This is a genomic window from Clostridium paraputrificum AGR2156 (assembly GCF_000424025.1).
Lineage (GTDB): Bacteria > Bacillota > Clostridia > Clostridiales > Clostridiaceae > Clostridium > Clostridium paraputrificum.
In genome coordinates this window covers 301,655-317,306 of record NZ_KE384122.1, presented here as the reverse complement: position 1 = coordinate 317,306, position 15,652 = coordinate 301,655, and the positions used below count along the sequence as shown (strand labels likewise).

At 31.6% G+C, this 15,652-nt stretch carries 17 protein-coding genes and 1 pseudogene; all 18 read right to left on the bottom strand.

The genetic code is table 11. From position 1 onward, the window contains the following. Window position 1: 1 nt before the first annotated feature. Complete coding sequence (locus tag G594_RS0116290; protein WP_027099515.1) at window positions 2-805, bottom strand: motility protein A; 804 nt, start codon at window positions 803-805, stop codon at window positions 2-4. Between the two features lie 11 nt (window positions 806-816). Next, window positions 817-1,008: a flagellar FlbD family protein gene (locus tag G594_RS0116285; RefSeq protein ID WP_027099514.1), complete on the bottom strand. Its 192-nt coding sequence runs from the start codon at window positions 1,006-1,008 to the stop codon at window positions 817-819. 92 nt (window positions 1,009-1,100) lie between these two features. Then, a complete protein-coding gene (locus G594_RS0116280; protein WP_396334713.1) occupies window positions 1,101-3,275 on the bottom strand; it encodes a flagellar hook-basal body complex protein in 2,175 nt (724 codons plus the stop codon). Window positions 3,276-3,463: 188 nt separating this feature from the next. Further along, a pseudogene (locus G594_RS20765) lies at window positions 3,464-3,797 on the bottom strand (flagellar hook-basal body complex protein); the annotation flags it as partial. 81 nt (window positions 3,798-3,878) lie between these two features. Then, a complete protein-coding gene (locus G594_RS0116275) occupies window positions 3,879-4,262 on the bottom strand; it encodes a TIGR02530 family flagellar biosynthesis protein (RefSeq protein ID WP_027099512.1) in 384 nt (127 codons plus the stop codon). 19 nt (window positions 4,263-4,281) lie between these two features. Continuing rightward, entirely contained in the window at window positions 4,282-4,992 is a 711-nt protein-coding gene (locus G594_RS19270) for a flagellar hook assembly protein FlgD (RefSeq protein WP_051196064.1), read from the bottom strand. 11 nt (window positions 4,993-5,003) lie between these two features. Beyond that, a complete protein-coding gene (locus tag G594_RS19795) occupies window positions 5,004-6,263 on the bottom strand; it encodes a flagellar hook-length control protein FliK (protein WP_027099511.1) in 1,260 nt (419 codons plus the stop codon). Continuing rightward, complete coding sequence (fliJ, locus tag G594_RS0116260) at window positions 6,264-6,707, bottom strand: flagellar export protein FliJ (RefSeq protein WP_027099510.1); 444 nt, start codon at window positions 6,705-6,707, stop codon at window positions 6,264-6,266. It lies immediately after the preceding gene. 14 nt (window positions 6,708-6,721) lie between these two features. Next, on the bottom strand, window positions 6,722-8,035 hold the full coding sequence (fliI, locus tag G594_RS0116255) for a flagellar protein export ATPase FliI (protein WP_027099509.1): 1,314 nt from the start codon (window positions 8,033-8,035) through the stop codon (window positions 6,722-6,724). 8 nt (window positions 8,036-8,043) lie between these two features. Next, window positions 8,044-8,820, bottom strand: coding sequence for a FliH/SctL family protein (locus G594_RS0116250; RefSeq protein ID WP_027099508.1), 777 nt, complete (start codon window positions 8,818-8,820; stop codon window positions 8,044-8,046). After that, window positions 8,804-9,817, bottom strand: coding sequence for a flagellar motor switch protein FliG (fliG, locus tag G594_RS0116245; RefSeq protein WP_027099507.1), 1,014 nt, complete (start codon window positions 9,815-9,817; stop codon window positions 8,804-8,806). The genes G594_RS0116250 and fliG overlap by 17 nt, the downstream gene beginning before the upstream one ends. Before the next feature lie 6 nt (window positions 9,818-9,823). Then, window positions 9,824-11,380: a flagellar basal-body MS-ring/collar protein FliF gene (gene fliF, locus G594_RS0116240; RefSeq protein WP_027099506.1), complete on the bottom strand. Its 1,557-nt coding sequence runs from the start codon at window positions 11,378-11,380 to the stop codon at window positions 9,824-9,826. Between the two features lie 19 nt (window positions 11,381-11,399). Next, complete coding sequence (gene fliE / locus G594_RS0116235) at window positions 11,400-11,705, bottom strand: flagellar hook-basal body complex protein FliE (protein WP_027099505.1); 306 nt, start codon at window positions 11,703-11,705, stop codon at window positions 11,400-11,402. A gap of 24 nt (window positions 11,706-11,729) precedes the next feature. Next, window positions 11,730-12,134 (bottom strand): flagellar basal body rod protein FlgC, encoded by a 405-nt coding sequence (gene flgC, locus G594_RS0116230; RefSeq protein ID WP_027099504.1) that lies wholly within the window; start codon window positions 12,132-12,134, stop codon window positions 11,730-11,732. A gap of 2 nt (window positions 12,135-12,136) precedes the next feature. Next, a complete protein-coding gene (gene flgB / locus G594_RS0116225) occupies window positions 12,137-12,544 on the bottom strand; it encodes a flagellar basal body rod protein FlgB (protein WP_027099503.1) in 408 nt (135 codons plus the stop codon). Between the two features lie 295 nt (window positions 12,545-12,839). Then, window positions 12,840-13,700: a flagellin gene (locus tag G594_RS0116220; RefSeq protein WP_027099502.1), complete on the bottom strand. Its 861-nt coding sequence runs from the start codon at window positions 13,698-13,700 to the stop codon at window positions 12,840-12,842. Window positions 13,701-13,831: 131 nt separating this feature from the next. Then, on the bottom strand, window positions 13,832-15,124 hold the full coding sequence (locus G594_RS0116215; protein ID WP_027099501.1) for a flagellin N-terminal helical domain-containing protein: 1,293 nt from the start codon (window positions 15,122-15,124) through the stop codon (window positions 13,832-13,834). Window positions 15,125-15,319: 195 nt separating this feature from the next. Next, window positions 15,320-15,649, bottom strand: a complete 330-nt coding sequence (locus G594_RS0116210) for a flagellar protein FliT (RefSeq protein ID WP_027099500.1) — start codon at window positions 15,647-15,649, stop codon at window positions 15,320-15,322. Window positions 15,650-15,652 lie beyond the last annotated feature (3 nt).

Below are 15,652 nucleotides of genomic sequence, written 5' to 3'. Positions count from 1 at the left end.
CCTATGCAACCCCTTCACTATTTTCAGCGTTATTCTTCAAATATTCTAATCTCTCAGCTGGTTCTAAATAAGATATTAACTTTTCTTCAACAATTCTTGGATTTACTCCAGATTGAATTGCTAAAACCCCTTCAAGCATCATTTCTCTTATATTAACTTCTTTCTCACTTTTCTTTTGAAGATTTGCTGCTATTGGATTACAGAAAATATTAGCAAGTAATGAACCATAAAATGTTGTTATAAGTGCTTTTCCCATACCTTGAGCTATTGTTGTAGCATCTGATAAGTTTTGAAGCATTTGTATAAGTCCTATTAAGGTACCTAACATACCAAACCCTGGTGCATAAGCTCCCCATGTACTAAATATTGATGCACCTTGACTATGTCTATTTTCCATTTCTCCAATTTCTAATTCTAATATTTCTCTAATAGTTTCTGGTTCTATACCATCCACTACCATTTGTAAACCTTTCTTTAGAAAATCATCTTCCAAAGTTGAAATTTCATCTTCTAAGGAAAGCAGACCTTCTCTTCTTGCCTTCTTTGATAACTCAGAAAATTGAGTGATTACATTTTGTTCTGAGTATGATGACTCTTTAAAAGCTTGTATGAAAACTTTACCAATCTTTTTCATCTGATCTAATGGTACTGTAATTAATACTGCCGATAAAGAACCACCGACAGTTATTAGCACTGACGATAAATCCCAGAATATCATTAAACTACTGCCTAGCATCATACCATAAATCATCATTCCAATTCCTAGTAGTAATCCTATTCCGGTTAAAGCATCTGACTTTTTCATGTTACTGCCTCCTACAACCTATAAGTAAAAATTCTATTTTTATATCTCAATACTGCATCTTTTACCTCATCAACACTCTCCAGAACTATATATTTCTTACCATTTGTTAATGTAATAAGTGTTTCAGGTACCTCTTCTATCTTTTCTATATGATCTGCATTTAATATAAACTCTTTATTGTTCATACCTGTTAAATCTATCATATCTATCCCTCCACTGGTAGAAGTATAGGTAAGAAGTTAAGATAGAGTAAACTACTTATTCTTAACTTCTTACTCACCTACCTTTTACCTTCTTATCTCTTTAGGTTGATTATATCTTGAAGAATTTCATCTCCAGTGTTTATCATCTTCCCACTTGCTTGGAATGCTCTTGTTGCAACTATCATTTCAGTAAATTGTTCTGATAAATCAACATTTGACATCTCTAACATACTTTGAACACTATCTCCGTATCCTAAGCTATTGTCCTCTCCAAGTGTTCCAACTCCACTTTTTATTGTAGGGTCTCCAGAGTTAACTGATGAACTATATAAGTTTCCACCCATCTTAGTTAAGCCTTCTGGATTTTTGAAGGATGCCATAGCTATTTGTCCAAGAGCTGCTACTCTACCATCCTCTAAAATACCATTTATAATTCCTGAACTATCTATTGTATAACTCTTAACTCTTAATTCTGTTTCACTTCCTGGTAACTTTACCTTATCTGGAATCTTAAGAGTTTTTAATGAGCTATCATATGCTTTTAAATCTTTTGTACCATCTACAAAGTTTACTGTTCCATCATTATCTAAACTTTGAACTGGAGTACCACCATTAGTTATTTCAGATTCTGTTCCTCCAATTTCCATTGGATTACCTGTAACGCTTATTGATTGGTTTATACTTGCTTCTCTTAATGCGTTATTTAATGCATTTTCGATTCCCTTAGCTGATACTGCTCCTTGAGTTACAAAGTCTCCATTTATTGTGATTGTTTTATTCTTTTCACTAATAGAAACACTTGATTTTGTTCCGGCACTAATATTTCCTGTAACTATCTTATACCCATTTAGAGCAGCTCCATCACTGAAGTTAAATTCCAAACCTAATGCTCCAACCATAGCTGGTGCTTTTAATTCTTCGCCACCTTCAACTTCTTCACTTGTAAGACCTGTATATATCTTACCTGATCCTGATATCTTTACTCCTTTGTCAGTATCTGCAATTAACCCCTTTTCCTTTAGCTTCTGATTTATCTTATTTTGTAAGTCATCCTTTTTAACAGCATTTACAGACATAAAGTTACCTTTTAATATAATCTTATTTTCAGTTGTGTCTACTTCAACAGATAACTCTTCTTCATTAACATCAGCTATAACAATTTGGTAATTATCAAATGAAGACTTTTTATTACCTATTAACTCTGGGAACTCTAAAGTAAATCCATTACCAAATTCAATGTCCTTAGGTTTTTGTGCATCCACACCACCAGCTAATTTCATTGTAATATCTCTTGAATCTATTGTTGTTGATCCAGCGTTAGTTTGCTCATACCTTCCACCAAATGTTAGGGTTGTTCCTGAAATACCATTACTTTTTAATGCATTTGCTACTTTATTGTTTAATTGAGTAAGCTTATCTGTACCGTCTGCTACTCCAGTTAAATCACCATGTATCTTAATTGACTTACTTGTTTTATCAACTGTTACACTTATGTCTCCTGTTGAATCTCCAAAAGATACTATATATCCATTTAAAGCTGCTCCTAATCCTGTAGTCACAGTTAAACCACTAAAGTTAGCTGCTCCAGATCCATCTTTGTTTTGTAAAGTTGCCTTTGGCTCTTCAGCTACAACAGACTCTGATGTTTGTCCAGTTATTTGAGTTAGATTTTGTGCTGAACCCGTTACACTCTTAACACTTTGATTTATCTTAGCATCAGATAAAGCTCTATTAATTTCTGTCTTTATTCCATCAGCACTTAGTGCACCTTTATTAATAAAATCACCATTTATTAATATCTTCTTTACATCTGAATTAACTTGTACACTTAATGAATCTGCTGCTACTTCTCCTATTTCAAAAGTATATCCATTTAAGGCATCCCCTTCAGTTAATTGGATAGTAAATCCTGCAACTGTTACTGCTTTAGGCGCTGAAGCATCAGAACCACCTAATATTGAATCTGAACCTAAATTAGCTAATGAAATAGGTGTACCAGATACAGATATTTCTTGAGAAATTCCACTTGCTGATAATCCTTTATTTACTGCCGATTCAATTTGTGCAGCTGTTAAGTTTCCTGTTTCAGAAAAATCTCCATTTACTATAATTAACTTTTGAGCTTTATCAACATCTGCAGAAGTTACTGTTCCAGGTCCTACTGAACCTAATACAACTTTATATCCATTTAATTGAGAACCAGGTCCAAATTTAAAATCTAGTCCTGCTGCAGTTGTGTTATTTGGCTTTTGGGATGTAGCTGGCATTGAGCTATCATCATTTGTTAATGAGTAACCCATTACTCTATATCCATCACCAGTTAAAAGGTTTCCTTCACTGTCAAGTATAAGAGAACCATCTCTCGTATACATTATTTCGCTTCCTGAGTTAGCAAGAGATTGTTGTGTAAGAGTATGTGTACCTGCTCTATGATTAACCTCTAACTGACTATCCCCATATATTGATGGTCCATTACTTACCATGAAGAATCCTTCACCATCAATAGCTAAATCTAATGCTCTTCCTGTTGATTGCAAATTTCCTTGTGTCATAACAGCATCAATACTTGCAAGTTGAACTCCTAAACCAACTTGGCTTGCATTAGTACCACCTTGATTTTGCGAAGGAGCCATTGCATTAGATACATTTTGATTTAACATATCCTTAAATCTTGCCCTTGAAGATTTAAACCCTGTTGTATTTACATTTGAAATATTATTCCCTATAACATCTAATCTTGTTTGATTTACTTTCATTCCACTTATACCGGAATACATTGATCTTAACATTTGATTGACCTCCTAAAACCCCATTATTTTGCTTACTTCTATCGTTCCATAAGCATAGGCCTCCATATATATTGGTCCAGCCTATAACATTACTACACTATCAATATTGGTGAACACATTATCTACAGCTCTTTCCTTTTCCACAGCTGTAATGACAGTTCTATTTTCAATACTTGCTACCAAAGCAACATCCTTATAAAGCATAACTGCATTTCTAGACCCCTTATCAGCAGCTAAATCAAATCCCTTTCCTATTACTTTCATATCCATTTCAGAAAAGTTTATTCTTTCTAATCTATCTGCTGCATGCTTTGAAACAGTATATCCATTATTCTCAATTGTCTTATTTAAAACATCTTTAAAAGAATTTCCAGAGCTTTTTGAATTATTTATAGGTTTATTAACTTGAACACCACCTATATTTCCTACTGGATAGGCTCGTCCATTCACTATTCTATAACTCATTTCTATCCCCTAACTTTCTTTACTCCTTCTCATTTCCATCTTCTGTTTCAGTACTTGAAAAATCTCCAACCTTAGTTACATCTGAATAATTAAATTCTTTTATTTCTCCAGATTCTAATTCAACTCTAAGCATTATGTTACCATTTGAATCTTTATAAACTCCCTTAACCAAACCAGATAAATCTTCCTTTTTTCCTTCTGCATTTGTAGTTGTTAATTCTACATTCTTATTTATAAATGATGTAGCTACTAAGAACTGCATATTTCCTTGTAAACTTGTTAAAGGTGGTATTGAGTAATCTGGTACATTTACAACAGATACAATTTTGTCTATTGGAAAAGTCATTACTTCATTTTTCCCATTTACATTTACCTCAAGAGATATATTAGTACCGCTTGCTGTATTAGTTACACTTTGAACAACTCCTGTATATGGCATTCCACTATCATCAGTTATGCTAACTGTCACACCTTTACCAATAAGATTTTGATTTGCATAATTAGACATAGTTGTATTTAAGTTAGACATTTGTTCCATAGATGCAAATTGAGCTAACTGTGATACATATGCAGTAGAATCAATATCAGCTGTTGGATCTTGATTAGCTAATTCTGCTGCTAATATTGTCAAGAATGCATTTTTGTCCATTTCTTCTCCAGGTTTTACTATCTTAGTTCCCCTGTCTGTTCTATTAGCACCATTGTAGTTTATACTACTTAATCCAGGCATATAATCTCCTCCTATGCCAACATATTAATATTACTTAACATATCGACTTCATTTTCTTCAAATTCATCTTCAATTAAAGAACTATTAACTTCTATCTCTTTATTAAATGGTTGTTTTTCTCTTCTGTCTTGGTTAAAAGCTTGTCCTTGGAACTCTTCTTTAAAATATGTAGTATCTTCATATAAACTTATATCAACCTGTTGAATCTTGATATTTTGCTCACCTAAATACCTTTTTATATCTCCTAGGTTTTGAGACAAAATACTATATGTTTCTTTTGAAGATGCTTTTAGATTGGCTTTCATAATTCCATCTTCTTGAACAATTCTTATAGCAACCTCACCTAAATCTTTTGGATTAATTCTTACCACAAGCTCTTTTATATTATTAGAAGTCATATACTTCACTGATTTTACTATATCCTCAACCATATTTGCTCTATTAATAACTTTAGGTACCTCTACCTTTTCAACATTACTTGAAGAAATATTATTACTCATAAGAGTAAACTTTGTAGTAACTTTTTTATCTTCTCCATCATTAATAATTGAATTTAACACTTTTTCTTCATTATCAAATGACTTTTTGCTAAATTCTGAACCATTATCAGATGCCTCTTCCTCTACAACTGGAATATGGGTAACTTCATCTTCTATTTCTTTATCAACAACAATATTGGAGTTACTTTCAGCTACGTTTATTTTTTCCTTAATAATGCTTTTTAATCCAACAACACCTTTTTCATCTGAATTAGGTATATTTGAAGATAAAATATTATTAAATACCTCAATTTCATTTTCCAACTTACTTAAGTCTTCTTTAAGAACTTGATTATCTAAGTTAGGCATTATATCCTCATCTAAAACACGTACAAACTCATTAAGTATACTTTGAATATCCTTCAAGTTATTTTTATCATTAACTATTAAGTTTTCTCCTAAATCAATGACAAAATCAGTTTCTTTAATAAAAGTATTATTGATTGATTCCACAACTTTTTCTGAATTTATTGATTCATTTGGAAGCTTTTCAACAATAGATGGTAATAATGAAATAATTAAAGATAATTGTTCCATTAAATTTTCTGGTATTTCTTCAACCTCTTCATCCATAACATCAATAACTTCATCTACATCTTTTTTAGTAATATTATTTTTCTCATTATCTAACACACTTTTGAATGATTTATCCTCTTTAACATCTTTAGGTAGGGTATTATCAGTTGGTTTATTTACCATTTTAATTAAATCAAGATTTATCCCCTGTATCATTTATTCACCCCCTTTCAAATTCCTCATATATGCATATAGGGCAAATTCATCATTATTAATTTGTTCTATTCTATCCTGTTCTTTAATAAAAGCCCTATATTGCTTTTCCTTTAAGGTTTCTACTATCTTTCTATCAACTTGTCTTTGTTTTAAATCAATTCTTCTTACCTCTACTTCTCTTGATTTAACAACAAGTTCCTTCTCTTTATTTTTTATTCCAGACTCTAAAGCTAAAAGATAGTTTCTTTTTATCTTTTGATAAATAACATCTTCACCAGGTCTTATACCTTTGTATTTATCATAACTATCTCTCATATTACTAAGTTCATTTTCAGTAATTTGTTTTTGTCTTTGACTCTCAGTAAAAAGCCTTTTGCTCTCTTCTTCTTTTTCTTCTCTAATTTCAAGAAGTTTTTGTAAACTAAATTTATATCCAGATGCCATATCTCCCCCCCCTACTACTTAAACATTGAGGTTAAAATACTTATACTTTCGTTAAAGGGAGAACGCTCTGTAATTCCTTGTCTTAAATATTGATCTAGCAAATCATGATAAGCTATAGCTTTATCTATTTTAGGATTACTACCTTTTACATAAGCACCTATATTAATTAAATCCTCTGAATCTTCATATGTAGCAAGTAAATCTCTAGCCATAGATGCTGCCATCTTATGATTTTCATCTGCTATAGAAGACATAAGTCTACTAACACTATGCAAAACATCTATAGCTGGATAATGATTTTTCTGAGCTAAATCTCTTGATAAAACTATATGTCCATCAAGTATACCTCTTACAGCATCAGCTATAGGTTCATTAAAATCATCTCCATCAACAAGAACCGTATAAAAAGCCGTTATTGATCCCTTATCAGATGTCCCTGCTCTCTCCATAAGCATAGGCAACTTAGCAAAAACTGATGGCGTATACCCTTTTGTAGCTGGAGGTTCGCCAATAGCTAAACCAACTTCTCTTTGAGCCATGGCAAATCTTGTTACAGAATCCATCATTAATATAACTTTCTTTCCTTGGTCTCTAAAATACTCCGCTATTGCAGTTGCAGTTAAAGCCCCTTTTAATCTAATAAGAGCTGGTTTATCTGAGGTAGCACACACTACAACTGACTTCTTCATTCCTTCTGGCCCCAAATCTTTTTCAATAAATTCAAGAACCTCTCTACCTCTTTCTCCTATAAGAGCTATAACGTTAACATCCGCCTCTGCTTCCCTAGCAATCATACCTAATGTAGTACTTTTCCCTACCCCACTACCTGCAAATATACCTATTCTTTGTCCATCACCAACAGTTAAAAACCCATCTATAGCTCTTACCCCTGTAGGCATTACATCCTTTATTCTTATACGAGATAGTGGATCTGGAGGAGAGTTTTCAAGAGAATATCCCACTCCTGAAAGTTCCTCTTCTCCATTTATAGGTTTCCCTAATCCATCTAGTATTTTTCCAAGCATATCATCTGAACACGTTACTTCTAATGGTTTATTGGAAGGAATAACTCTACATCCTGAGGCTATACCATTTAAATCTCCTAAAGGCATTAAGATTACAAAATCATCTCTAAACCCAACCACTTCACTATGCACAGGTTTTCCATATTGATTAAATATTGTACAAAGTTCACCAACAAAAGCCTTTATTCCTTGTACTTCAATTGTTAAACCTATTACTCTCTTTACAACTCCTTCTGAATAAACAGTCAAAGTTTCATTTACCTTATCAATTAATTCATCAAAATCTATATTCAAGAATGTCACCTACATTTCTATGATGATAAAGCCTCTTCTATTGCCTTTAAACTTACATCTATTCCAACTTCTACTTTACCGCTAGCCTTTTCTATAATTGCATTACCTAATGAAACTCCTTCATTTGGTAAAACAAATATTTCTCCACTAATTGAATAGTTAGCTTTCCACACAGGAATATGTTCTTTAATAGATGACACATATTTAGGATTGCATTTTATGACTAAATTTTCTTCTCCCTTTGACAGTCTTATGCCTTCCTCCAAAATTTCACTTATTCCATCTTCATCTGTAACTTTTTGTCTAATTACTTTTTCAGCTATAGCAATAGAAAGTCTAATTATTTCTGCTTTTTTACTTTCTAAATATCTAATATAATCTTCTTTAGCACCTTCTAAAATTTCATCTGCCTTTTTTATTGTTTCAGCAGCTTGTCTCTCTGCTTGAGGCAATATATTTTCTATAGCTTCTTTTTTTCCATCTTCATATCCGTTTTCTTTTCCTTGAACATATCCTTTTTCATAGGCTTCTCTCTCCATAGCCTGCGATTCTTCCAATGCCTTATACATTATTTCATCTTTTTTTCTTTTTGCCTCTAAGACAATACTATTTCCTATACTCTCATAATTACTTAATATGTTCTCTATTTCTTCTATTGTTTTACCACTTTGTTTACAAACAATATCTTCTTTATCATCTTCTATATCAAGACCTTTTACATATTCAGTTGATATAACCTTACTATTAGAACTTAATGCTTGATTTTTTCTTATAAGATTATACGATAATTGCATCTTCTCCACCTCTTGAGATTATTATTTCTCCTGCTTCGTCTAACCTTCTAATTATTGCAACAATACCTTGTTGAGCTTTTTCTACATCCATTAATCTTACAGGTCCTAAGAACTCCATATCTTCCTTCAATGAAGCAGCAGCTCTCTTTGATTGATTTTTGTAGATAACTTCAGCAACTTCTTCTGAGCATCCCTTAAGAGCAAGTGCAAGTTCTTTAGCTTCCACTTCTCTAAGAATTCTTTGAATTGCAACATCATCAAGAGTAATAATATCTTCAAATACAAACATAGAACTCTTAACTCTATCAGCAAGTTCAGCATCTTCTCTTTCAAGGCTTTCTGTAATATTTCTTTCAGTAGTTCTATCTACTTGATTTAATATATCAACTAAAGTTTCTACCCCACCTAAAGTAGTCATTTCTGTTCTTACAACTGAAGATAATTTACTCTCTAGTACCTTCTCTATTTCCTTAATAACCATTGGAGAAGTTGTACTCATAGTTGCTATTCTATATGCAACCTCACTTTGTGTCCCTTCAGGTAACTCAGCCATAACCTGTGCTGCCTTCTCTGGTTGAAGATAGCAAAGTATCAAAGCTATTGTTTGGGGATGTTCATAGGTTATAACATTTAAAAGCTGGTGTGCATCTGCTTTTCTTGCAATTGAAAATGGCCTATATTGCTGAGTAGCTTCTGATACTTTTTCCAAAATCTCATTAGCTCTATGAGGACCTAATGCCTTTGATAAAAGTTCTCTTGCATAATCCATACCACCTTCGATTATGTACTCCCTAGCTTTATTTATTTGTAAAAATTCATTTAAAATTCCTTCTCTTTGCTCTGAAGTAACAGAAGTAATATTAGCAATTTCATATGTTATCTTTTGAATCTCTGCTTCTGGTAACTTTTTTAGTATTCCAGATGATACTTCTGGCCCAAGGGTTATAAATAATATTGCTGCTTTTTGTACTCCAGATAGCTTTGCATCTTTAGCCAAAACTTATCACCTCTCATTTTCAGATAACCAAGATTTTATTATGTCTACGACTTGATCTGGTTTATCTTTTGCATATTTCTTTATTTCACTTTCTATATGTGATTTTTCATTTTTCACTTCAAAATCTATTGGAGCAAAGCTTATTGCTTCTTTACTCGGTATCGAATCATCTATAACTACATCAAGAACTCTCTCGTCCACTTTTTCTTTTCTCTTTTTAATTAGTATTATTAAAACAATAATTCCAGCTACAATTCCTAAGGCTATTGCTCCCCACATAATTAACTTATTTCTCTTTTCTTTAGCAAGCTCAGCATTAAACTCATCTATTTGAGCTTGTGCTTCTTCCTTTATTGTAGGGTCAAACTCCATACCAACTAAGGATATTTCATCTCCTCTATTGCTATCAAATCCAATTGCAGCACCTATGGCCTTTTCAAACTCAGCTTTAGTTGCCTCATCCAATTTTCCATCAATAAATATTGATGCCGTTAATCTTTTAACTTCTCCTGGAGCTGTTATAGTTACTGTTTCTGTTTTACCTGTATCATAATTAGTCTTTTGCTCTTCTGATCCAGATGAACCAACAGACGTATTTCCTTCTATTGTATTGCTCATATTATTATCAACAGGGCTCTCACTAACTGTGCCTCCATTGATATTATTCCATTCCTTAATTGTTTGCTGACTTACTATTACTTTATTAGGATCTATAATATTTTGAGTTTGCTTTTTAGAATCAAAATCTAAATCCACACTAATTTTAGCTTGAATTCTATTTTTACCTATTACAGGTTCAAGCAAATTAATTACTTCTTTTCTTAACTTTTCTTCATAATTAGCTTCTAATTGTTGATTATTCTGTATTGTTTCAGATGAAACTCCATTTGAGTCATCTGAAGTATTTAAATTCTTTGTCAATAAATTCATCTTATCATCGATGACTTCAATATTTTCCTTAGGAACATTCTCTGTACTAACTGATAATAAAGATACAATTGATTGCACTTGATCATCTGAAAGTTTTGTCCCATTCTTTAGCTTAAGAATAACTGCTGCCTTTCCAGGCTCCTTGTCTTGAACAAACACAGAACTCTTTGCTGGTGTAATATGTACTCTTGCACTCTCTACAGGTTCTAGACTTTTTATAGATTTTTCCAGCTCTCCCTGTAGCATTCTAAGTTTTCTTATATTAAATTCTTCATCAGTCATTCCAAAGGAACTACTATCATCCATAAGTTCATATCCCTTACTACCTGATGATAACTGTGAAGCAAGTTTTAATCTTAATTCATCAACTTGATTCTTATCTACTAAAATAGAATTTCCATCAACCTTCATGTCTACTTTATCTTCAGTTAATTTATTTATAACAACATCCACATCACTAGGATCTAAATTTGAGTATAATACTGCATACTTATTTGAAGATGAATAGACAACTAAACTAATAATTGCTACAAGTACAGCTATAACAGATACTACCATAGCAATTCTTATACCTTTACCAAAGGTTTTAAATTTAGCCCAAAGCTTTTTAAATAATTCTGAAAGCTTTTTCATCACATTGCACTCCTAACTCTTATAACTGCATTCTACTAATTTCTTGATATGCTTCAACTAATTTATTTCTAACCTGCACTGCAAATTGTAATGATGCACTGGCTTCTGCTCCTGCAAGCATAACTTCACTAATATCTATATCTTCACCCTTTACAAATGCTTCTGTAGACTTATCAGCTACTATTTGCTGTTCATTTATCTTATCTAAAGATTCTTTTAATACATTTGAAAAAAGCTCTCCATCATTATCTTTCTTCCCCACCTTTATACCATCTAAACCATTATTAAATATTTCTTCACTTGGAACAAAACTACTAATCCTCATAAATACATCTCCATTCTAACTTGACTACTTACCTATCTCTAAAGCTTTCATAAACATATTTTTATTTGCTGTTAAAGTATCTACATTAGCCTCATAAGCTCTAGTAGATGCTATCATATCTGCCATTTCATTAAGGACGTTAACATTAGGGTATAAAACATACCCATTCTCATCAGCATCAGGATGTGTTGGATCATATACACTTCTTAAAGGCGATTCATCATCCTCAAGAGCTACCGCCTTTACCCCATTCCCTCTTAATTTTTCATCTAAGGCTTCTTGAAAGACAGCTACCTTTCTAACATAAGGCCCTCCATCTTCTGTTCTCGTTGTAGTTGCATTTACCATATTGGATGTAATTGTATCCATTCTAAGTCTTTCTGCTGCTAGTCCACTAGCGCTAATTCTCATTGCAGAAAATGCATTCATTTTTAATTACCTCCACTAATAACATATTTTAAATTTGTCAATTTACCATTTGCACTTTGAATTAATGCATTGTACTTTAATGTATTTGCAGCTTGCTCAACTTTTTCTACATCTAAATCCACATTATTACCATCAGTTCTCATGCTTGTACTATCATCTCTTTTAACAGAAATATTTCCTAAGCTCTCACTATTAGATAAATGTTTTTCATTTGTAGTTTTCATTTGTAGATCAGTCTGACCACTTCCATTTATATTCTCTTCAAAAATAACACTAAATCTTTTATATCCTTTTGTATTAATGTTAGCTATATTATTTGAAATGGCCTTTGCTCTTGTCGTAGAAGCTTTTATACCTTGCTTAATTAAGCTATACGTACTATTTTCGCCTCCCACTAAATTAATCGACATACTACACCCCCATCTTTAGATTCAAATATTGAATTAGTTTAATTAAATTTATAACCAAACTAATAATAAGCAAAAAATTATTCCCAATTTATTTATCTATCACTATTATATGTTACAATTAGTTAAATTTCTAGATAATTTAGAGTTTTTTTACATATTTCAAAAAAAACCTCTAAAAATACCACAATTTGCCGGACTAGCGTTAATATTTTGATATTTTTTATATTTCGCTTTTTATTTTTGCATCAAAAAAAGAACTATTTAATAAAACATACTAAATAGTTCTCTAATAATCTTACCTAACTCTTTCTAAAATTCTCAATGCATCTTGTGGTAAGTTATTACTTTGAGATATAAGTGCTAGAGATGTATCATTTAAAATTTGTGTTCTTGCAAGTTCAGCCATTTCTAAAGCAATATCTGAATCTCTTAAATTACTATCAGCTCTTTCAAATACTTGTTCATTTGAACTTATGTTTTCTGCTGTGGTTTCTAATCTATTAGACATAGCACCATATCTACTTCTTATACTAGAAACAGTTTTTATAGATTCATTTACTACTTCCAAGGCACTACTTACTCCCTCTGGCGTTCTAACATCTATATCTTTTAAAGTGTTACCTTTTTCATCTTTTAATATTTCTGTTCTAATATTAAAGCTTGGAATTCTACCTTGTTCTCCTTGCATAGCTCCTACTACAATATTCTTATACATTGGATATTTATTATTAGGAACTCTCTCATCACATAAAAGCTTAACCCCATTAAATTCTGTATTATTAGCTAAATCATCTATGTTTTTCTTCATTTCCTCTATTTCATTTTGTATTATCTCTTTTTCGCTTTCACTTTTACTTCCATTAGCAACACTTACTGAAAGTTCTTTAATTCTAGCTAGCGTATTATTCACCTCTTGAAGAGCTCCATCTGCTGTTTGAAGCATTGATGTACCATCTTGAAGATTTCTTTGAACTGCTTGAAGGCTTTTTATTTGTATTCTCATCTGCTCACTTTGTCCAATTTTATTAGAATTGTCTTTTGCAGAATTAATTTTAATTCCTGTACTAAGTCTTTCAATTGCAGATTTATTATTAATTAAATTTTTCTTGTATCCGTTATATATGCTTAGAGAACTCATATTGTGATTAAGTCTCATATTTCACCACTCCAAAAATGTATTTACTTTATTATCGAAATAATGATTATATTCTTTAATATTTTTTAGTATTTTGCTAGATAATACAAAAAGGTGAGAAATACATCTCACCTTTTAATAAACTATGTTAATTATCTAAGAAGTTGTAAAACTCCTTGAGGTTGTTGATTAGCTTGAGCAAGCATAGCTTGAGCTGCTTGAGAAAGGATGTTATTCTTAGAGAATGTCATCATTTCCTTAGCCATATCAACGTCTCTTACTCTTGATTCAGCTGCTGTTAAGTTTTCTGAAGTGTTGTTTAAATTAGCAGTTGTATGTTCTAATCTGTTTTGAACAGCTCCTAATTTAGCTCTTTGTGTTGAAACATTTTCTATTGCCTTTGTAATTGTTTCAATACTTCCTGAAGCCTTATCTGAAGAAGAAACATCTGCTCCATTTATAGTGAATTTAGCTCCAGCTACTAAAGCTACTGTTCTTCCAATATCTGTTGCTTTAACTGTTGTTCCATCTTCTAATACAATATCATTCGTAGCTAATTTACCTACTTCTTTACCATCTCTTAATACAACAGTACCTTTTATTTCATACTCCCCTGCTGCTAAAGTTTTACCTTTATCCCCTAAATCTCTTTTTGTTTCAATTTTAACATCTAAATCAGTAGTACTATTTGTCTCTATATTTTTACCAATAACAATTTTATCTCCATCTTTTAATTCTTCACTTGATACTACTTTAATATAGTTAGTATTATCAGTGCTACCAAGTTGTAAATTTTTACTAGCATCAACTTTACCTACAGTTTTACCATCTTTATCTACTATATCAGTACCTTTAACAGTATAAGTTCCAACTTGTAGTGTAGCACCATTTCCTTCTTTTGTTGCTGTAGTTTTAACTTCAACTACAGATGACGTTGTTGTTAAACCTAACTCTCCTGAAGCCATATTTCCAATATCTAAGCTTATTGTTTGTCCTCCATTAGCCCCTATTTGGAATTGTCCTTTAAACGATCCATTTAATAATGTTTGTTTGTTGAATTCAGTTTGTTCTGAAATTCTATCAATTTCTTGAGTTAAAGCGTTAATTTCTTCTTGTATAGCTGCTCTATCTTCAGTAATGTTTGTATCATTAGCTGATTGAACTGCTAATTCTCTCATTCTTTGAAGAATGTTATGAGTTTCATTTAAAGCACCTTCAGCTGTTTGAATTAATGAAATACCATCTTGAGCATTTCTAGAAGCTTGATCTAACCCTCTAATTTGTCCTCTCATCTTTTCTGAAATAGCTAATCCCGCTGCATCATCACCAGCTCTGTTTATTCTTAAACCTGAGCTTAATTTTTCCATTGACTTTCCAGCTGAGTTAGTATTAGCTGTCATGTTTCTGTGTGCGTTTAACGCATTCATGTTGTGATTAATAATCATAGTAAATTCCTCCCTGAATTTTAATTTTCGCCATCCTTGGCTTTTTATTTATAAAATACTCTTAAGAGTTTTTTATGCTTAAGCTTTATATTTATATATTCGTCTTAGAACTTATTAACTTTACACCTTTTTTTCTAACTTTCTATTTTTTCTTCTAACCCTTATATTTATTTATCGTTTCTTTCACATATAGCTTTATACTTTTGTATTAAAAAAGTTCATTTTACCTACAGCATTACCGTAGCTTTTATTAGCTTGCTTCTGCTTTTTTAAGGTTATAATTTCTTCTTTTACCTTTTGCTTTTCATTATTTAAAATCTTATATGCTTCTTTCTCAAGATTTAATATCTCCAATTCATCGCATATTTTTTTTAATTCACTTTTATCAAAATCGCAAGCTTTAATCTCATTTAATAACTTTTCCCTATCCTTTATAAACTCTTCATCTATATCACCAATTTTTACAGCTTGTATAAGCATTTCTGTAACATTTTTATATTCCTCTAATATTACCCTTATACTCATACA